Raw genomic sequence first — 17,652 nt, 5'->3', positions numbered from 1 at the left:
TCCAAAAGAGCTCTATCACCCTGGCCAGCACCAACGTCTCGTTTAGAGCATAATCCGACCGGAGCGAAACGAGGATCGGCTATGGTCTGATGACTCGTTCGGCCATGTTGGAGTCGATCTGGGCACGGCCATTGGAAGCTCCAAAGCTGTTGGCGCAGACTATCCTGGACTGGGTTGCCAATCTACCGTCTCAACCACCGCCGGAGAAAGAATTGCGAGAGTCAGCCGTTGGCGCTTCCTAGGATTTGGTGGGGATGATCGCGTGACGTCATTGAGCGGGACCAGTACAGGATGATGACGAAAGGTAGACTGAGTATTGATGATCCAGCCAAGAAATTTGAAACAGGATCAATGGCGCGAAACCCGACAGAGCCGTAATAACCAAACATTAGGAAGGAACTTACCAGAAGTAGGAATTTTCTATCAAAGGGGTCGAGGCCAAGGTCGGCACAGAGACCAGGAATCTGATACTTGTAAAAATTCATTATGCCTTCGATGACAATGGGAAATATGAATATATATATGCGCCAAGGCGAAATGTGTAGGGCGGCGCAAATATTCGCAATGTCTCCAGTCGGGGAGAATGTCCTGATCGGCACATAGTCGTAAAGGTTGGCGAGGTTCATGAAGAGAAGCCAAAAATACATAAGCCTCAATCCTGGATGTTGCGACTTCGATCTAAGGCGAGCGTTGATCCGAAAGTAAGCATAGAGACCACCATTGACAAAGAATGGCCCTGTTGCAGCGGTCAGTGCAGCAGCTAAATTGTGCCCTCCACCAATGGCCCGGGCGTAATCCACACGCTCTCCAATCTGAAAAAGGGTCAGGATGTTCAAGGCGCTGGTGTCTCCCCACGTGATGATAAGTGGATTGGACTTGATCCCAAGCATCCATGCCATGAATGAATGCCCGAACTCATGTGTCACCACTGCCATGCTATGCGAAATGAACAGCAGAGGAGTTGTTAGCAAGAAAAGGATCGATCTCCTCATCAGAGCCTGCCCTCCCCGCTGCGCCAAAAGCGGCAAGCAAGATTAGCGTTCCGGCCGACCGACATGCCGATGAATAGCATCCAAAGGGCAGCAGCGATCGACGACAGGTCGAGGTTGCTCATCCGGACTGCGCCTGATTCAACCAGGTAGTGCAGAGCGAATTCGAAACAGAATGTCGCAAGGATCACAACAAGCATCATCACGTCGCCAGGAACAGAAACGGTATGCTCTGCCCTGTTAACGGTGACGGCCCATGCTTGGACATGACTGTAACCGAGCGCTACTCCTATGGCTCCTCCGCAGAGGCCAGCCAGAAGATCGAGAAGACTCGCCGAGTGGAATAACCCATAAAATCCGTGGAAGCCCAGCGCGGCCATCAAAATCGGCATGATCAGCAGGCGCTCGATCCGGAATGTTCGAGGCTGACAACGTGAAATTCCCATCCAAAGAAGTGTGAGAAACAGAATGTAGACGTAAGGCGGCACGTGAGACATTGCCAATTCCTTGAAATGTTGTAGAATCCTAACGTTGTTAGTTTTGCAGGATGGTTCGTACAATGTCAAGTCGATCGTCGGGAAGTCATGGTCGCTATCACCATGGCGCTCTTCGCGCAGCTCTGTTGGTGGAAGCCCGCGCTCAGCTTGAAAAGGAAGGTCCGGCGGCATTGTCGATGCGCGAGATCGCCCGGCGAGTCGGGGTGGCGGCCCCGTCCGCGTACCATCATTTTCCAAAGCTGGACGCCATCGCCCTCGCCTTGGCGGAGGAGGGTTTCGCAGAATTGGCTGCCCGACTGGAAACCGCGCCCACCAATGCGAAGGGCCAGTTGTCCGGGGTGGGCTTGGCCTATGTTCGGTTCGCCCTAGATAATCCAGGGCTCTATCGGCTGATGTTCGGTGATGGCCTAAAAACATCGTCAACCGAACACCACGCCCTTCGAATACTGCGCGAGCGGACCTATGAGAGGGTCAAGACCGGTTTGAGAGCGAGGTTGCGTGAAGAACAGGTTGAGACAGCAGCCCTGTTCCTTTGGTCACTGGTGCATGGGTTGGCTTTGCTGATGATTGACGGACGGATTGGCAAGCCTGCCAATCACGATGCCGTCATTATGTCAGTGCTTCGACTGGCTGGAACGGGACTTCCAAGTGCCTCAAGTCAGTTGTAGCAAAAGGCCTTCAACCATTACCGCTTGTCTCATCGCACTGACCAACCTTGATTGGCTCTTGCGAAAATGTCACTGTAACCGGTGTGTTGATTTCCGCGCGGAAACCAGCACGGACGACCGGAATACGCCGAAAGCTCTACGGGTGAACTGTCGCGATTCTTGAGACCGCCGCAGGTAGTCGCGCCACACCTTTAAGGAAATGGCCGATATGGACGGAGTTGGGAAATCAAATGTGCGTTCTAAGACCCAGCGCCGCTTTAGCGCTACAATGCTCTCGGAGACCTTTTAGGGCACCTTCGGACTTCCGATCGATCATCCAGCATTAGACGTCCCCGTCGATCCCGCGGCGATAGCAGTTTCGAGTAGTCGATATTCATGATTGTTAGCTTCACCTTGTCCGATCTCGACGAAGCCGTTTGCTAAGTAGAATGCTAATGCCGCTCTGTTTGCGGAGACACATTTAAGTTGGTATCGAACCGACTTCCATCCAGGCAGAGCCGAGAGGAGCGAGCGCCCGATCCCGCGCCCTACATAGAGTGGATCGACATGCAGATGGTGGATAAAATTGCTTGGCTCCCATACTGAACTGAACCCGGTAACACGATCACCATCTGCGGAGATCGTTATTGTCTCGCCGTCAGTTTCCTTATCGAAATCTTCGAGAGCAAAAGTGGAAGGCATCTCCCAAACAAAAGCCGCTCGTCGAGATCTCAAAAACAGATCTCGTAGGTCAGGCAAATCGCGCAATTCTGCGGGTCTTATAATCATTGCTCGCGGCTCCTGTCCTCATTTTCTGACAATGCTGTTTGCAAAGCGGGTTTTTGCTGCTCAGTATCACTGCCCCATGTCAGGTTAAATTGGGGATCCGCCGGCGCGGGTCAAGCCTGATCGCGATAAGGCCGAGCACTGCACAAAGGAGCATCATCAGCCACCAGGCAAGGGACAGGTCAGCGAGTATCTGTCGCAACAAGCCAGCCACCAACGGCATCACCGCCGCCAAAACATAGCCCCCTCCTTGTACAAATGCCGCGATGGCAGCGGCTTCGTCAGGCTCATCGCCATGATCCATCGCCACGATAATAGAGAGGGGAAACAAGGCTCCAATCCCTAAACCGCCCGAAACTGCCGCCTGCCATGCGAATGTTTGCGGTGAAATTGCAAGCCCCAGCATTCCCAAAAAAAGAGCCCCGATCGCCATCAACAAGGCGGGACGTCTATCTGGCAGGCGATTAATTGCCGACGACACGGCGAGCCCCGCGATCACCTCCGCAACCGTCACTGCTGCCAAAAGTCCACCTGCCCTTTGCGCCGACCAGCCCATCTGGGTGTAAAAAGGTGGCAGCCAGGCGAGCACCAAAGTGTACGCCCCCGTACTTAAGCCAAAAAATGCCAACAGGAGCCAGGCGCGTGGCTCTCTATAGAGATGTAACGGTTTGTCGCAGACCCGATGCACGACTGTTTCAGGACCAAGCGCATGTCGCCAAATCAGCAGTGCTATCGCAGCGGGTACGACCCATATTCCCAAAGCTGCCCTCCAGTTCAGCGTCACGGCGAGCCATGGCCCGGCCATGGCTGATATAAGAGCGCCCGCCATTATCGCTGTTGAATAAAGTCCCATCATTCCCGCCGCATCACTCTTTGCGTGACGACGGATGACCGCAGGCATGACCGCCTGCACCAACGCTATGCCTATCCCCCCGCAAACCGCCGTCATCAGCAAGATTGAAGCACTCGGTAGGACGAAACGGACTACGTGACTAAAGAGAAGAAGGATGAGTCCCGTCGCAATCGCGGTCTTATCGCGGACAGCAGCCCGGAGCGGGCGGATCGCAAAAAGAACCGCGCCCATCAAACCTACAGGAAGCGTCGTGAGTAAACTACTGCCCGAATCCGAGAGACCGGTCGAATGCTGTATCGTATCAAGCAAAGGTCCGATGACCGCAATAGACGGCCTCAAATTGATACCGACGAACAAAATCGCAGCCGGAAGCATCCAGCGATGGCTAGGGCCGATCATAAATGACTCCTGAAAAAATCTCTGCTTGCGGTCGCAAGTTACCACCGATATAAATCTCTACATAAAGACAGATGTCTTGATGTCAAGATAGGATTTGTATGGACCGCGCTTCAAAAGCTGCTGATCAATGGGCCCGTGAGCGGCCAGACTTGGATACCAGCGCAATGCTACTTCTCGGGCGTTTGGGCGAGGCGGCACTCGTCATTATGCGAGAACACCTAAATCCTGTATTTGCTGCGTTCGGCCTTCAACCCGGTGAATTCGACGTATTGGCAACTCTGCGTCGAAGTGGAGCACCTTATGCGCTAACGCCAACTGATCTTTATGAAGCCGCGATGATTTCATCAGGTAGCATGACAAACAGAATAGATCGACTGGAAAAGGCTCAGTTGGTGCTGCGTCAGCCCAACCCAAGCGACAAGCGTGGCACCTTGGTTGCACTTACCCCTCAGGGCTTGGCTTTGATTGATCGCGCAGTGGAAGTCCACGTTGTCAATCAGAAGGCGGTCCTGGCAGGACTTACCGAGAGTGAACGTGCAGCGCTTTCAGCTTTGTTGGAAAAGCTCCTTGACCATGTTCAGAATTGACCCATTCCGATTGGGAAAAGACTACCCATAGGCACCTCTTAACTTCCAGGAGTAACTTACGAGCCTTTCCAGCCCGCAGTTTTCGGATTCTATCGACCTGCGGCCAAAAACTTGTTGACGTCGACCGGAATCGAAAACCGGATTTCGGAAGATGCTTTTCAGGACTTCGACTAGTTCCTGAGCCAGTTCACTTGTATTATTTTGTTTTACAATCTCAATTCGGAAGCTGGCAGGCTCGGCAGCCTCCATCAATCTTGCGGATGGCAGAAGGTATTTGGTGCGCAGTACGAGCCGCATGCCCAAGCCAAATCTCAAAGCACGCCAGACCTTGGCAAAAGGATCCCAATTTGGATACCATCTTGAATCGGGCCTTGACACAACCCCATCTAACGTTCAGCCCGCAGCCCTCCCGCTACACAGAACTTTCGGGTGGAGGCGATACTGGTGGTGGGATAGAGGCCGTTTGGATGTCCATCGCTGACAAGGCTGGCGTCCATCGAGTGCTTCCGGATGGGCGTTGTGATATCATTCTACGTTTCTGCGCCACAGCACGTCCGATCAACAGCATCACGATTGTTGTGACGGGCCCGACGACCCGGCATTATGATGTTTTGTTGGAACCGGGCATGGGCTTTGCTGGTATCCGCCTGCGCCCGGGTTTCCTTCATGCTATTCTGGGACTGAGGCCCATGGTTTTACGGGACGGCAACCTTGTGGGTGAAGCGGCGATTGAGGCCTGCGCCCCCCTTTCCGAACTAGGTGCGAAAGCAAATTCGCCAGACGATCTACCAGGTCGGTTGGTTGCGTTTGTGCGGCACCGCATAGCGCTTGGGCACTTCCTTCCGCCAATGCAGGCCCTACGCATTCTAAGCGCGTTCCATGCTTCGGGCGGCCGACTTCGGGTCAAGGATGTTGCGCGCATGCAGGGCATCAGCACCCGCACGGTTCAGCGGATCGTCCAAAGCGCGACGGGCCTGTCGCCCAAATCCTACGCCCGGATATTGCAGTTTCATCGCGCGCTGCGCCTGCTTCGCGACCATCGCATGCGCCCATCTGAAGCTGCGTTTGAAGCAGGATATGCTGATCAGGCCCATATGACAAATGCGTTGCGCGACTTCGGCGGGCTAACATCTACTGAGCTGGGGGATGTGACACTGGTCACACTCGGAGATTGATGTCCGATTTTTACAAGACCGGGATCGCCGCCGCGTGCATGGTCCGGCCGAATTAACAAGGAAATCCCCATGACCGTCAGATTCGGCTATACCATTCTCTATGTCCCAGATGTTCCGGCAACGGTCGCCTTTTATGAGGCGGCCTTCGGCATGACGCTTCGATTTCTGCACGAAAGTCGTCTTTATGCTGAGATGGAAACCGGCGCCACCGCCTTGGCCTTCGCAAGCGAAGAGATGGCTGAGATGAACGGGGTGGCTATTCGGCCCCTGCGTGCCGTTGATCTGGCCCAAGCGGTGGAGGTAGCGTTAATCTGCGACGATCCGCACACTTTATGGGACAGAGCTGTCGCAGCAGGGGCAAGCCCGTTGACGCCGCCAACGACCAGGCCGTGGGGCCAGGTTGTCGGTCATGTCCGTGACCTGAATGGCGGTCTGGTCGAACTCTGCTCCGACATGAAAGCGATCGCTTGAAGAGTCGCTGTACAACCCAAAATAGGTTCTCTTATGCTGACTACATGTTTTATGGCAGGCTTTAATGGAGTAGGAACGGACAGAGCTTGTTTGGCTTACGGAAATATATTTCATCTCGACATGCTCGTTGTTAATTAATGGCTCGGCTGCGACTGTCATGAGCGGTAGATTGAGTTCGATCATGTAGAGAGATGTTTTACATAAAGCAGGTGGTGGCTTGTATCAGATAACCTATTCCATGAATGCACGAGACTATGCGGCTATGACACGTGTTCTGACGAGGCGGCCTCTGGCAAGGAATAGTTTGGCATTCGTCCTTTGGCTGTTTTCCCTATGGTATTTCATCGGTTTACTCACAGATATCTTCAATCCAAAGTTCATGGCGAAATTTCTCTATGCTAGCAGCTTTTATTTCTGGATTTTCTTTGCCATGATAGCATTTTCCATCCTGCTTTCGTATTTTAATCATTGGCTTGCCGCTGGAATATCTTTTTTTTACTTCCGGCAGATGGCTTCTGCAGATGCGAGAGTGACCTTAACCATGAGCGAGGAGGGTATTGAGAGCCAGTCGGAAGTCGCCAAAGTGAATTTTCCGTGGCGTGCCGTCAAACGTATTGTTCATGAAGGCAACTATTTAATCATGGCGATATCGAAGCGTGAAGCGATCATTTTTCCTCGGCGCGGCTTCAATACGGATTCTGAATTTGAAGCAGCGTATCAATTCGCAGCGGACAGGCTCTTGGCGTCTGGCTGATACAATTCTAACCTCATGACAGCGCCAAAGACTGCGGGTGCTGAAAGAGATGCCAGACGAACAAGCACTCTCGTCGAACTCTGCACATCCATGGAGGAAGAAGTTTTCAGAGCGGGATCGACTCCTATCTCGTTATTCATTCAATTAGAATTAAAGATCTGGACCCGTTTCACGCGCTTACTACGCCGTGTCTCCGTAAATGGGTGTGTAACGCGGCCCAAACCTTAGTGGCCTCAATCAATGATTGATGACGAGATTTCTTACAGCTGTTTTGAGGATGTCAGCCAGTTCATGAGCCCCCTCTGTGGGATGGTCTTGTTTTAACATCCTCAACTCGAGAGCAGGCAACTTCGGTAGTCCATCCTCCACCTTATGTATTCCCGGCGGCACACGGTAGGTGGTGCGAACTGTGATGCCCAATCCAAACCTCAAAGCGCCCCAAACCCCAGCCAAGCTGGGGGTTGTTAGGGAAAGTCGCCACTTGATCCTTGCGTCCTCTAACGCGCGAAGTGCAGCTTGCCGAAACAGGCAGGGATGTTCGTAAAGAACAAGAGGCAAATCGCTTTGCGAACCTCTAACAGCGTCTATGTTCTCATCCTTGGCCAACCAGAGCATCGGCATAGTTGCCAAAAGTTCACCTGTCGCAGGCCGACCTGCTTCGCAAAAAGCAAGGGCAACGTCCAGTTGACCCGCCTTCACCTCTTCCTCAAGTGCATAATTTCGACCCGCCCGAACTGCGACATGTGCGTTGGGTTGGCTATTGGCAAATGCCGTAAGTGTAGTGGGCATGACATCTTCAAAAAAATCTTGCGGCAGGCCAAGCCGTATCGTTGGAGGTGCTACAGAGGCACCCAAAGCCGCCGCCGCCTCATCGTGCATAGCAACGATGCGACGCGCGTACTCAAGAAGTGTTTCGCCGGCCTCCGTCGGCGTAAGACCGCGACCCTTCCGTTGAAACAGCAGATGACCAGCCTGATCTTCCAGGCGTTTGAGTTGCATGCTAACAGCGGATTGTGAACGGCCGAGATGCACCGCCGCTCGCGCGAAACTACCTAGCTCAATGCCCATGATCATCATACGCAAGGCTTCGATGTCGAATTGAGGCGTCATCTACCCGATTCCTTGAAGTCGGATGAAAGACCTATCGTATTATCTAATTATTTGCTATATGCGCCTGCACCTTGAAAGGTTTTTATCTGCTTGTGTTTGGCATCGTCAGCCGGCGGATGGAACGACCGAGCGTTTGTGACAGTTCGCCGGGCGAGCGATTGCCTGTAAGGCTGATGTGCATTCGAGGAGATGCGCAAATGGCACTACTGATGATCCCAGGTTACATGCTGGATGCTGAACTCTGGCTCGAGGTTGAACCAGCTCTAGCCCATTACGGGCCTATCGTTCATGCCGATTTGGCTCAGGATAATTCGATCACTGCTATGGCGCGGCGCGCTATAGCGAGCGCCCCATCTGAGTTCATTTTGATTGGTTTTTCGATGGGAGGCTACGTGGCGCGCGAAATCGCGCGGCAGGTTCCCGAACGAGTGAAGGGATTGATTTTGATTGCCACGTCTGCGCGCGGGGATAGCGACATACAGGTAAATCGAAGAGCGCCTGTTACGCATCAGAATGCACCTGAAGCATTCAAAGGTCTCAGCAGGGCAGCGATAAACTCCTCGCTGCATCCTAATAATGCGGACCGCGATGACCTCATCTCGTCGATCCAAGCGATGAACCTGCGCATCGGTTATGCTGCCTTTGAGCGGCAGTCTCTGCTTGTCCGACACGATGAGCGCGGCGAATTAGGGACGATCAAATGTCCTTGCCTCATAATTGCTGGTGAGCAGGACAGACTCCGATCAAGAGCGGAAGCCATCGAGCTTCACCAAGGACTGGCAAAATCCACGTTTGCCGTCATCGAGGGAGCGGGCCACATGGTGCCACTGGAAGCTCCAAGATTGCTGACGAAAACTATCTTGGATTGGCTTTCCAAACTATCGCACTAAAAAAATCGCAGCTTTAAGTTTGGGTGCCAGTGCTAACCGCCCGCAACTCGATTGCTATCTCCTGTGGCGGCGTCCACTTTTGCCCCGCTGGCTATTGGCCTTGCTTCAGCCGAACACAAGGCCACCATCGACGATGAGGTTCTGACCCGTCACTGCTCTCCCCCACGGACTGACAAAGAACAGCACTGCATCGGCCGCCTCTTCCGGTGTAGTGACACGACGCAGGGGCGTGCTGGCTGCGACCAGGTCGAACACTGCCTCTGGGGTCGCGCTGCTCGCCGCCGTGGTCCGAAGTAGACCACCAGAGACCATGTTTACAGTGATACCATCCGGCCCGAGTTCGGCCGCGGCAGTGCGGGTAAGCGAGAGGAGCGCGGCTTTTGCTGCTGTGTAATCGTGGTAGGGAACGACAGGATTCTGGAATAAGTTCGTGCCAATCGTCACGATCCGACCGAAGCCGGAAGCCGCCATGCCCGCGCGCACCGCCTGGATCAGGTTGAGCGCGCCCTTGAGGGCGGTATCGAGCTGTCCCGTCATGTCGTGCCATGAGAGATCGCTGAGCTTCGGCCGCGCATCTCCGTTGAAGCTGAAATCGGTCAGTGCATTGTGCACGACCGTTGTTGGTACACCGAAAGCATCAGTCACCTCGGCAACCAATCGGTTGACGGCGTCTGTATCCCGAATATCGGCCTGGAAGGCGCGTGTCCGATCGCCGAGACGGTCCGCCAGCGATTCGGCTTCCCTTCGGCTGGTGCGAAAATTGATAGCCACTTTTGCGCCTTCACGTGCGAGAGCTTCGGCAATTGCCGCGCCAAGGCCACGCCCAGCGCCGGTTACGATGACCGTCTGCTTACTGATATCAAGTGTCATGCCTTTCATCCTTCCTGATTGCGCTATAGCGCATGAAAATGTTGCCTCGGCCTATGGCTGGAACCGACGTGGAGCGTACCCGCCTTGGCGACATAGGCTTTGGCAGCCGCCATCGCTTGGCTGACTTGCCCCCCGTTGGCGAGTTCGACGGCGAGCGCGCTGGAGAGGGTGCAGCCAGTGACGCGCGTGTTAACTGCCTGACCTCTCGCTGCCTCGAACCAGACCGTGCTGGATGGGTCAGAGCCGGCGATCGAAAGAATGTCGCATAATCACCCTTTGACCTTTCTGATTTGTTCCGCGATAAGCGCAGCCTCTGCGCGTGGATCCGGCCTGCCACATATGGCCGAAACGACTGCAAGCCCTTGGGCGCCCGCTCTAAACACCTCATCGACATGCCCGGCTTTCAGGCCTCCGATCGCCACCGACGGGACCGGGCATATTGAAACCAACCGGGCCAATCCGTCTAAGCCGATTGGCTGCTTGTGATCAGGCTTGGTCGGCGTTCCGAAGACAGGACCGATGCCGGCGTAGTCGACGAGATCGACGTCCACTGCGGCAGACAGCGTTTCCGTCTCGACGGAGAGGCCAAGGATCATGGAAGGGCCGATCAGTCTGCGGGCTCTGCGCGCATCCATGTCCTCCTGACCGATGTGCAGACCGTCGGCGCGGATAGCGATCGCCGCCTCGACGTCATCGTTAACTATGAGCAATGCGCCGGTGCCCGCTAGCGCTGCCTTCAGCGCGTGGCCGGTTTCGATTATCGCCGCCGTGTCGGCGTGCTTGTCGCGCAATTGCACGATCGTTGCGCCACCGGCTACGGCGGCGCGGGCCGTCTGTACCATGCCGACATCGGCGCAGAGATCAGGATCGAGAACGAGATAGAGCGAGAGGTCGAAGCTTTTCATGCCGCACGAATCCTTGCCTGTCTGTCGAGCGTCGGGCCATCAAGGGCGGAAAGCGCGTCAAGGAAACGCCACGCAAAGGAGCCCGGGCCATCCGCTTGGCGCGCCGCGTTTTCGCCTGCCACTGCGAAGATGGTGAGCGCCGCGACAGAGGACACAAGCGGATCGGTCGGGAAAACCGCCGCTAAAGCACCAACGAGGCAGGTGAGTGAGCATCCCAGCGCCGTGACTGCAGGCATGAAACGCGACCCACCTTCGATAACGAAGGCCCGCTCGCCATCGGTAACGAAATCGATCTCGCCAGTGGCAGCGACGACTGCCCCGTGTGCTTTCGCGAGGATGCGGGCAGAGGACTGCGCTTGCTCTACCGGATCGCGGCTATCGACGCCTTGCCCGCGATTGGTGCCACCGGCCAAGGCAATGATCTCGGAGGCGTTGCCGCGAATGATAGTCGGGCGATGGGCCAGTAGCGCATCGACCGCCTGGCGTCGGAAATTCGTCGCATAGTGCGCCACAGGATCGAGCACCCAGGGCTTTCCAGCACGGTTGGCGGCATCTGCGGCGCTGTGCATGCCTTTCATCCAGCCTGCTGACAGCGTGCCGATGTTGATAGTCAATGCGCGGGCGATGCCTGCGAACTCGCTCGCTTCTTCCTCGGCATGGACCATGGCGGGAGAAGCGCCGGCGGCGAGCAGCACATTGGCGGCGATGTTCATTGCCACGAAATTGGTGATGTTCTGGACGAGCGGCGGATCGGCGCGTAGCGCCGTCAGTAGGCTTCCGGGCGAGGTCTGCTGCATGTTGCTCCTTTCGAACGGAGCAAGACGCGGGAGCGGAACGCAAAAGCCTGCGAAGATCCCGAGCGACTCCCTCCGCCAGCATTATCTGGTTCAGGTTCCAAGGGTACTTCTCAGCCCGCCTTTCGACGAACGCCCCTGTCTCTCAATGTGTTCGTTGTTGCAGAGAACCGAACGATTGTCACTTTAAAAAGCAGCCAGCCCAGCTGGGACTCAGCGAGTTATTGCAAGTTGGTTTATGTCGCTTCTTCATGATTGAAGTACGATTCCGACGACTCGGATTTCCTAGTGAGGAAGCTATAAATAGGATCGGGTAATTGAGCCTAGATCTCCTCAGAAAAAATCCCGCGCTATTTCTTTGCAGGGTTAGCGAGCATATCCTTGTGTGCAAGGCTGTGCATTTAAGTGCGTTGACTTCATGTGTCTTGGAAAACCGAGGCTAGCGTCCACGCTCTGCGCCCCCGTTGACCTGAATGATCTGCCCAGTGATATGTGCAGCCTCAGCAGAGGCAAGCCACCCAATCGTATGAGCGATATCTGCGGGGATGCCGGCCCGGCCGTTCATCGTTTCGGCAATCTTGGCCTGATGCAGCGCATCAGACAGAGCTGTACCAAAGAAGCCCGTCTCGGACACATAGCCGGGCGCAATTGCATTGACCGTGATGCCTTTGCCGCCCAGCGACTTGGCAAGATCGAAACAGTAAGGATGCAGGGCTGCCTTGGCACCGCCGTAGCAGCCATTTCCTGAGCCGCGATAGGCCGCGATCGAGCTCAGGAGAATGATGCGTCCTCCCGGAGACCGCAATTGTGGCAAAAGAGCTTCTGTGAGAAGGACAGCGGCAAGCGTGTTGTTGCGGAAATTGTCGTTCCAGCGGCGGGCCACACCCGCCAATCCGTCAGCATAGGTTTCAGCCGGAAATTGACGCAGCACGTGACCGCCCGCAGCGTTTACCAGCACGTCAAGGGTCGAAAGCCGGTCCGATAGATCAGCTTTAATGGCCTCAACCTCCGGCGCGTTTCCAAGATCACCCGCAATCACCAAGACATTCGGTGCCTGCGGAAACTCGCGCGCAATTGCAACTGCGGCATCCTCCAAAACGGACTTCCTTCGGCCAATGATGGCCACTTGCGCACCGCGTTCCGCAAAATATCGCGCCGTCGCCAAACCGATACCGCTGCCGCCGCCGCTGATAACAACTGTTTTCGTCATGATGTAAGCTCCGTGGATGAGGTAGATTTGGCGTTCAGCCAGACCGGCGGCGATGATCCCAGTTTCGGGGCGGGAAGATCCCAGCCCATTGTGACGCCATCAATTGTAGCAGGCGGTCGCAAACGCCGCGCCGGTCCCCAACCGGTGCGCTCGATTGCATCCGACAAGTCTTCCTGCTGTTCTGGCAAAAACGCCGTCGTGTCGGCGGATTGGTGGCCAGCGGACACCAGCAATTGCGCGGTGCGTGCCAGCGATGCGCGGGCTTCGAGGACGCGCCCGGTGCGCAGTCTTTCGGTCAGGCCTCGAACTACCGCGGCGGCCATCAAGTAACCTGTCCCGTGGTCGATGGATTGTCCGGGCAACGGCGTCGGGCGATCACGACCCATCAAACGCATGCCAGTATCGGCGATCCCGGTACTCATCTGAATGAGACTGTCGAAGCCGCGTCGTCCTTTCCACGGACCTGTCCAGCCATAGGCGTCAAGGCAGACGTCGATCAAGTTGGGATTGATTGCCCGACGCTGTGCCGGATCGAAGCCAAGGTCCGCCAGCGCGCCCGGCCGGTAGCCATGGACGATCACGTCGGCCCCGGCGATCAAATGGGAAAGGCGGTCGCGCCCTTCTGCGGTCTTCAGGTCAAGTCGCGCGCAGCGTTTGCCAAGGACAACTTCTGGGACCGTCCCGGGCTCCTCCCATCCAAAGGGATCGATCCGCAAAACGTCGGCACCAAAGGCTGCCAGGAAGCGTGTTGCAACAGGACCGGCGAGGATGCGTGTCAGATCAAGCACGCGGATGCCCTGAAGTGGGCGTTCCGCCATCGGGGTCCAGTGCGCTGGGGTCGCGGCGGTTGTCCACGCAAGGTGTATCAGTGGCTCGGCGTTCACGGCTAGCCCTTGCGGGTGTTCAGCCCATGCCTGTTGTGTACGCATTGATGCCGCACACCCACCACGTTCGACGATCGCGGCCTCAAGATCGGCGGCGTTCCATTTCTCCACAGCCTGCTCGACTGAGCGTTTATCGATAGGTGTTCCGAGAACGGACAGGACGACGTCGCGGTGGTGGGGCGCATTCGTGTGCAGCCGGATCCAGCCGTCAGCCGCCTGATAATCACCAGCGATCGGGTCCCATTGCGGTGGCAACGACCAATCCTGCGGGCGGAGGGATGTCAAAAACCAATAGGACCCAAGTCGCCGGTCGATCCCGACCGTCGGAAGAGCGCCCGATGCGACAGCAGACAACTCCGCTACCGCAAGACTGGCAACCCCGATCGTTGCAGCCGCCAGTTCGGTGACGTGGAACGCTGACGGAAGCACACCAATTCCTGAAAATTTGATGTGTTTCAATTCATCGGGGTCACCCCCGATGGACGTCCACGACGTTTGTAGAAGCTTGTTCGGAGACGGTTTATCTGAGGTTGGGTTTGGCCCAAAAGCAAAATTGTCAGGCATGGCAGCCTCCCAAATGGAAGATATTGCATCCATCGCCACGATAGAATAATTGTCAACGTTGATTAATTTTGTCAATATAACTTTGAGGGTCTGCAATGCCTCGTTACATGTCCTCCAAGGAGGCGGCAGCCTATTTGCGGGTGTCTCTGCAGACACTTTATGCCTATGTCAGCCGAGGATTGCTTCACGCGGAAAACGGGCCCGGCCAGCGTGAAAGCCGCTATCTTGCCACAGATGTTGAGCGCCTCAGAGACAGGAAGGAAAAGGGCCGTAAGCCAAGGGAAGTGGCGAAAGCAACGCTGAGTTTTGGCCTTCCTGTTCTGGAGTCGGAGATCACCCTTATCGAGAACGAGCGCCTTTACTATCGTGGCCTCGATGCATTGGAGATAGCCCGCACGCACAGCGTCGAAGAGGCGGCGGCCCACCTCTGGCAATGCGATATCTCTGCGTTCGACCGTTCCGCGCCCTCTTCTGACAGTTCTCTTTTGGTCGTGATGGATAACTTCCGGGGACGGCGTGCGGAAGAGGTGCTGTTGCCACTCTTCACGCTGGCAAGTGACGATGCCAGAACTGCGCTGTGGCAGACATCGCAGCAACGCCTGGCGGAAGGTAGTATTGATCTTGTGCGCATCCTGGCTGGATGCTTGCTGGGCACGGGGCCGAATGCAAAGCCACTTCATCAGCAATGCGCAGACGTCTGGGGCATCGATAGCCGCGGGGCGGACCTCATTCGCAGGGCCCTCGTTCTTTGTGCTGACCATGAATTGAACGCATCAAGTTTCACGGCGCGTTGCGTTGTATCGACCGGAGCAAGCCTGAGGGCCGGCATCATCGGGGGATTGGCCGCATTGACGGGCGGCCGCCATGGGGCGACCACCGCTCGCGGTGAAGCGCTTTGGGACGAGGTCGTAGGTGATGAAATGGGTACGAAGATACGCCAGCGATTAGCACGAGGCGACGACATTCCCGGTTTCGGCCATCGATTGTATCCTTCCGGAGATGTTCGCGCGGCAGATCTACTGGCGTCCATGGCACCCCTCGATCGCGATTGCCAGGAACTCATACATCATGGACACGATTTAACGGGGGCCCGACCTTCCATAGATTTTGCGCTTGTAGCCCTACGGCGCCACCTTCGGTTACCGCTCGGTGCGGCTTTCGGCGTGTTTGCCTTGGGCCGCTCGATCGGCTGGATTGCACATGGTCTGGAACAGCGACGCAATCCCGACATCATTCGGCCACGCGCGGCTTACACGGGGCATATACCATCTGACGTAGATCCCCATTATGGAGTGCCTCGGTAAGAAACGTAGACCTGCAAGGGTAAGCGCCAGCTTTGCGGACAGTTGAAGCTGACCTAATTTGGCTTTAGATCCTTTAGCACCCTATTTGGCACATCATTGTAAATGATTACCGACGACACATAGGAAAGCGGGACTATAGGACAAGGCGATGCGGCGTCCAGCTTATCTCTTGTCACCATTGTGGAGATCTCGCTAGATCGGCGTCGTTTCTGTAGCCATGATGAAGTTGGTGCCAACTCGGATTTGTCGCGATTTCTGAGCGACTTTAGGGAACCTCTCGGGAGAGAACGATGAAGCGAAATATTGACAATGCAGAACATTACAATTGGGGCGCGGAGTGCGATGGCTGGATCCTTTCGCCTCGCCCGGAAATGATGGTTATCCAAGAGAGGATGCCGCCAGCTACAGCTGAAAAAAGACATTACCACAACGTCGCCAGGCAATTCTTCTACGTTTTATCTGGTGAATTGACTATGGAGCTCGACGGAACCTACCATTCTCTACCAAGTATGTCCGGTATCGAAATCCCTCCCTTGGGGCGTCATCAGGCGCGTAACGATAGCGGTGCGGATGTGCACTTTCTTGTCATTTCCAGCCCCACGACGCGCGGCGATCGTGTAGATCTCGAATAAAGCGGTAACTGGCGCGTCTACTTATCAATGGTACTGACCCGGGAAAACAATGTCCTGATCGACGAGGACATTGAATTTATAGCCTGGCTGGATCTGCAGCGTCGGCTGCACGTCCGTGTTCCGCTGGATCGTCCTGTCCGCAACGCGTCCAAATGTCTCGGCAAAATTGCGTCTTGCCGCATCGGATGCCGTATCTTGGGTGGCAAGCGTTGAGCTCTGGGGCACAGCCATGTCGATACCCGTCCCGATCAGCGCGATCATGACCGCCGAACCGAAGGTTCTGAGGTAGTGGTTGTTCACCTTGTCATTGAATCCGCCATAGCCTTCAGCATCCGTGCCGGCCATCCCGCCGATCTGCAATGTCGAGCCGTTGGGGAAGATGATATCGGACCAGACGACAAGAACCCGGCTCTGCCCGAACGAAACCTTGCTGTCATAGCGACCGAACAGTTTCGTGCCTTGCGGGATCAGCAGGCGATGGCCTGTCGCGCTGTCATAGACATTCTGGCTGACCTGCGCGGTGATCCGACCCGGAAGGTCGGAATTGATGCCCGTTATCAATGTCGCCGGAATGACCGAGCCGCGTTTCAGTTCGTACAGGGACTGCTGTGGCACGACGCGGTTTGGCAGATAGCCAAGATCCTTGAGGTCGGCATTGAAGAAGTCTTCCTTGGAGCTCTGTCCATTCGGATCGACATTCTGGCCGCCGAGACCAGCGCGTAGGGCCGCGGCATAAAGGTCGGAGGCGTTTGCGCTCGCGGCGGCTGTCGTCGTCCGGCCCCCCGCGCCCTCATCTCTTTCCGACCGCGCTTCCAGCTTGCCGCGATCGATGGCAAGCGGTGCATCGTAGGCGGAGTCCCGCGCCTGCAACCGGGCCATCCGCTGGCGTTGCTGCTCGCGCAGCACCTGTTCCTGTTGCTCGCGGGCGAGCCGCGCCCGCCACACCTCTTCAGGCTCCAATTCCGGTCCCCGCCTCGGCTGTTCCTGCTCGGGCTGAGGCGTAAAGGGGTTGGCCACCTTCTCTTGGGCCTGTTTCGTCTCGACCGGGGTTGGCTGAAAAGTTTGCTGCTGCTGTGGCTCGCCAATGATGCCGTCAGTGACGCCCCGCTTGATCTGGTCGGCATAGGTCGAGGCCGGATTGCCTGTACTGGTATCCGGGCCGTTATCCTTGCCGAAGTAAAACCCGCGCGAGGCGAGCCCAAAGAAGATGATGCCGAGAAGGGCGACCAACAGCACCATTACAAGGATGACAGGCAGGCGGTTCACCCGCTTGATGCCGGATGCGGCCTGACTGTTTTGCGCACCACCGAGTTTGAGAGACTGCACCATGA

General features: G+C 56.0%; 19 protein-coding genes, 1 pseudogene and 1 riboswitch. Of the genes and pseudogenes, 8 read left to right on the top strand and 12 right to left on the bottom strand.

All coding sequences use genetic code 11. The features are described 5' to 3' along the window. Positions 1-221 precede the first annotated feature (221 nt). Both Q2T52_RS25300 and Q2T52_RS25295 read right to left on the bottom strand, forming a co-directional pair. Positions 222-992: a hypothetical protein gene (locus Q2T52_RS25300; protein WP_302079707.1), complete on the bottom strand. Its 771-nt coding sequence runs from the start codon at positions 990-992 to the stop codon at positions 222-224. Then, positions 992-1,657, bottom strand: a complete 666-nt coding sequence (locus Q2T52_RS25295) for a DUF6622 family protein (RefSeq protein WP_302079706.1) — start codon at positions 1,655-1,657, stop codon at positions 992-994. Before Q2T52_RS25295 ends, Q2T52_RS25300 begins: the two co-directional genes overlap by 1 nt. Before the next feature lie 5 nt (positions 1,658-1,662). On the opposite strand from Q2T52_RS25295, the gene Q2T52_RS25290 reads away from it, so the two are divergent. After that, on the top strand, positions 1,663-2,154 hold the full coding sequence (locus Q2T52_RS25290) for a TetR/AcrR family transcriptional regulator (protein ID WP_302079705.1): 492 nt from the start codon (positions 1,663-1,665) through the stop codon (positions 2,152-2,154). A gap of 312 nt (positions 2,155-2,466) precedes the next feature. Here Q2T52_RS25290 and Q2T52_RS26850 read toward each other — a convergent pair whose 3' ends face one another. Together Q2T52_RS26850 and Q2T52_RS25285 are read right to left on the bottom strand one after the other, a co-directional pair. Then, complete coding sequence (locus Q2T52_RS26850) at positions 2,467-2,922, bottom strand: GNAT family N-acetyltransferase (RefSeq protein ID WP_367187367.1); 456 nt, start codon at positions 2,920-2,922, stop codon at positions 2,467-2,469. A 79-nt stretch (positions 2,923-3,001) separates the two neighbouring features. Further along, positions 3,002-4,171: an MFS transporter gene (locus tag Q2T52_RS25285; protein WP_302079704.1), complete on the bottom strand. Its 1,170-nt coding sequence runs from the start codon at positions 4,169-4,171 to the stop codon at positions 3,002-3,004. Between the two features lie 98 nt (positions 4,172-4,269). On the opposite strand from Q2T52_RS25285, the gene Q2T52_RS25280 reads away from it, so the two are divergent. The 4 genes from Q2T52_RS25280 to Q2T52_RS25265 all read left to right on the top strand — a co-directional run bounded on the left by Q2T52_RS25280 (position 4,270) and on the right by Q2T52_RS25265 (position 7,158). After that, a complete protein-coding gene (locus Q2T52_RS25280; RefSeq protein ID WP_302079703.1) occupies positions 4,270-4,758 on the top strand; it encodes a MarR family winged helix-turn-helix transcriptional regulator in 489 nt (162 codons plus the stop codon). 347 nt (positions 4,759-5,105) lie between these two features. Next, entirely contained in the window at positions 5,106-5,933 is an 828-nt protein-coding gene (locus tag Q2T52_RS25275; protein ID WP_302079702.1) for a helix-turn-helix domain-containing protein, read from the top strand. Between the two features lie 69 nt (positions 5,934-6,002). Continuing rightward, positions 6,003-6,404, top strand: a complete 402-nt coding sequence (locus Q2T52_RS25270) for a VOC family protein (protein ID WP_302079701.1) — start codon at positions 6,003-6,005, stop codon at positions 6,402-6,404. 262 nt (positions 6,405-6,666) lie between these two features. Beyond that, positions 6,667-7,158, top strand: coding sequence for a YcxB family protein (locus tag Q2T52_RS25265; protein ID WP_302079700.1), 492 nt, complete (start codon positions 6,667-6,669; stop codon positions 7,156-7,158). 237 nt (positions 7,159-7,395) lie between these two features. On the opposite strand, the gene Q2T52_RS25260 is transcribed toward Q2T52_RS25265, so the two are convergent. Continuing rightward, complete coding sequence (locus Q2T52_RS25260) at positions 7,396-8,268, bottom strand: LysR family transcriptional regulator (protein ID WP_302079699.1); 873 nt, start codon at positions 8,266-8,268, stop codon at positions 7,396-7,398. A gap of 197 nt (positions 8,269-8,465) precedes the next feature. Between Q2T52_RS25260 and Q2T52_RS25255 the strand changes: the two genes are divergently transcribed. Continuing rightward, positions 8,466-9,158, top strand: a complete 693-nt coding sequence (locus Q2T52_RS25255; RefSeq protein ID WP_302079698.1) for an alpha/beta fold hydrolase — start codon at positions 8,466-8,468, stop codon at positions 9,156-9,158. 105 nt (positions 9,159-9,263) lie between these two features. Here the strand turns inward: Q2T52_RS25255 and Q2T52_RS25250 are convergent, their stop codons facing one another. From Q2T52_RS25250 to Q2T52_RS25225, 6 genes and pseudogenes are all read right to left on the bottom strand, one after another. Next, on the bottom strand, positions 9,264-10,028 hold the full coding sequence (locus Q2T52_RS25250; protein ID WP_302079697.1) for a 3-oxoacyl-ACP reductase: 765 nt from the start codon (positions 10,026-10,028) through the stop codon (positions 9,264-9,266). 23 nt (positions 10,029-10,051) lie between these two features. Continuing rightward, positions 10,052-10,291, bottom strand: a pseudogene (locus tag Q2T52_RS25245) (bifunctional hydroxymethylpyrimidine kinase/phosphomethylpyrimidine kinase); the annotation flags it as partial. A gap of 6 nt (positions 10,292-10,297) precedes the next feature. Then, complete coding sequence (gene thiE / locus Q2T52_RS25240; protein WP_302079696.1) at positions 10,298-10,933, bottom strand: thiamine phosphate synthase; 636 nt, start codon at positions 10,931-10,933, stop codon at positions 10,298-10,300. Further along, the gene (thiM, locus tag Q2T52_RS25235) at positions 10,930-11,730 is read right to left on the bottom strand and encodes a hydroxyethylthiazole kinase (protein WP_302079695.1); all 801 of its coding nucleotides are present in this window, start codon (positions 11,728-11,730) and stop codon (positions 10,930-10,932) included. The genes thiE and thiM overlap by 4 nt, the downstream gene beginning before the upstream one ends. A 50-nt stretch (positions 11,731-11,780) precedes the next feature. Continuing rightward, positions 11,781-11,877: riboswitch (TPP riboswitch) on the bottom strand. 289 nt (positions 11,878-12,166) lie between these two features. Next, positions 12,167-12,937 carry an SDR family NAD(P)-dependent oxidoreductase gene (locus Q2T52_RS25230; RefSeq protein WP_302079694.1) on the bottom strand — a complete coding sequence of 257 codons (771 nt, stop codon included), beginning with the start codon at positions 12,935-12,937 and terminating at the stop codon, positions 12,167-12,169. Continuing rightward, entirely contained in the window at positions 12,934-14,385 is a 1,452-nt protein-coding gene (locus Q2T52_RS25225) for a CoA transferase (RefSeq protein ID WP_302079693.1), read from the bottom strand. The genes Q2T52_RS25230 and Q2T52_RS25225 overlap by 4 nt, the downstream gene beginning before the upstream one ends. A 95-nt stretch (positions 14,386-14,480) precedes the next feature. On the opposite strand from Q2T52_RS25225, the gene Q2T52_RS25220 reads away from it, so the two are divergent. Continuing rightward, positions 14,481-15,689 (top strand): citrate synthase family protein, encoded by a 1,209-nt coding sequence (locus Q2T52_RS25220; protein WP_302079692.1) that lies wholly within the window; start codon positions 14,481-14,483, stop codon positions 15,687-15,689. 290 nt (positions 15,690-15,979) lie between these two features. Further along, positions 15,980-16,321: a cupin domain-containing protein gene (locus Q2T52_RS25215; RefSeq protein ID WP_302079691.1), complete on the top strand. Its 342-nt coding sequence runs from the start codon at positions 15,980-15,982 to the stop codon at positions 16,319-16,321. Between the two features lie 24 nt (positions 16,322-16,345). Here Q2T52_RS25215 and trbI read toward each other — a convergent pair whose 3' ends face one another. Beyond that, positions 16,346-17,650 carry an IncP-type conjugal transfer protein TrbI gene (gene trbI / locus Q2T52_RS25210; protein ID WP_302079690.1) on the bottom strand — a complete coding sequence of 435 codons (1,305 nt, stop codon included), beginning with the start codon at positions 17,648-17,650 and terminating at the stop codon, positions 16,346-16,348. Positions 17,651-17,652: the final 2 nt, after the last annotated feature.

The organism is Rhizobium oryzicola, assembly GCF_030504645.1.
GTDB classification, from domain to species: domain Bacteria; phylum Pseudomonadota; class Alphaproteobacteria; order Rhizobiales; family Rhizobiaceae; genus Neorhizobium; species Neorhizobium oryzicola.
The sequence above is the reverse complement of the archived record's forward strand: the minus strand, read 5'-3'. Positions and strand labels throughout refer to the sequence as shown.

What these genes read in the sequence shown, in the direction of transcription:
- trbI (WP_302079690.1), bottom strand. Translation starts at nt 17,650, where the DNA reads ATGGTGCAGTCTCTCAAACTCGGTGGTGCGCAAAACAGTCAGGCCGCA.
- Q2T52_RS25250 (WP_302079697.1), bottom strand. Translation starts at nt 10,028, where the DNA reads ATGACACTTGATATCAGTAAGCAGACGGTCATCGTAACCGGCGCTGGG.
- Q2T52_RS25285 (WP_302079704.1), bottom strand. Translation starts at nt 4,171, where the DNA reads ATGATCGGCCCTAGCCATCGCTGGATGCTTCCGGCTGCGATTTTGTTC.
- thiE (WP_302079696.1), bottom strand. Translation starts at nt 10,933, where the DNA reads ATGAAAAGCTTCGACCTCTCGCTCTATCTCGTTCTCGATCCTGATCTC.
- Q2T52_RS25225 (WP_302079693.1), bottom strand. Translation starts at nt 14,385, where the DNA reads ATGCCTGACAATTTTGCTTTTGGGCCAAACCCAACCTCAGATAAACCG.
- Q2T52_RS25295 (WP_302079706.1), bottom strand. Translation starts at nt 1,657, where the DNA reads ATGCCGCCGGACCTTCCTTTTCAAGCTGAGCGCGGGCTTCCACCAACA.
- Q2T52_RS25265 (WP_302079700.1), top strand. Translation starts at nt 6,667, where the DNA reads ATGACACGTGTTCTGACGAGGCGGCCTCTGGCAAGGAATAGTTTGGCA.
- Q2T52_RS25220 (WP_302079692.1), top strand. Translation starts at nt 14,481, where the DNA reads ATGCCTCGTTACATGTCCTCCAAGGAGGCGGCAGCCTATTTGCGGGTG.
- Q2T52_RS25270 (WP_302079701.1), top strand. Translation starts at nt 6,003, where the DNA reads ATGACCGTCAGATTCGGCTATACCATTCTCTATGTCCCAGATGTTCCG.
- Q2T52_RS25255 (WP_302079698.1), top strand. Translation starts at nt 8,466, where the DNA reads ATGGCACTACTGATGATCCCAGGTTACATGCTGGATGCTGAACTCTGG.
- Q2T52_RS26850 (WP_367187367.1), bottom strand. Translation starts at nt 2,922, where the DNA reads ATGATTATAAGACCCGCAGAATTGCGCGATTTGCCTGACCTACGAGAT.
- Q2T52_RS25230 (WP_302079694.1), bottom strand. Translation starts at nt 12,937, where the DNA reads ATGACGAAAACAGTTGTTATCAGCGGCGGCGGCAGCGGTATCGGTTTG.
- Q2T52_RS25300 (WP_302079707.1), bottom strand. Translation starts at nt 992, where the DNA reads ATGAGGAGATCGATCCTTTTCTTGCTAACAACTCCTCTGCTGTTCATT.
- Q2T52_RS25290 (WP_302079705.1), top strand. Translation starts at nt 1,663, where the DNA reads ATGCGCGAGATCGCCCGGCGAGTCGGGGTGGCGGCCCCGTCCGCGTAC.
- Q2T52_RS25215 (WP_302079691.1), top strand. Translation starts at nt 15,980, where the DNA reads ATGAAGCGAAATATTGACAATGCAGAACATTACAATTGGGGCGCGGAG.
- Q2T52_RS25280 (WP_302079703.1), top strand. Translation starts at nt 4,270, where the DNA reads ATGGACCGCGCTTCAAAAGCTGCTGATCAATGGGCCCGTGAGCGGCCA.
- thiM (WP_302079695.1), bottom strand. Translation starts at nt 11,730, where the DNA reads ATGCAGCAGACCTCGCCCGGAAGCCTACTGACGGCGCTACGCGCCGAT.
- Q2T52_RS25260 (WP_302079699.1), bottom strand. Translation starts at nt 8,268, where the DNA reads ATGACGCCTCAATTCGACATCGAAGCCTTGCGTATGATGATCATGGGC.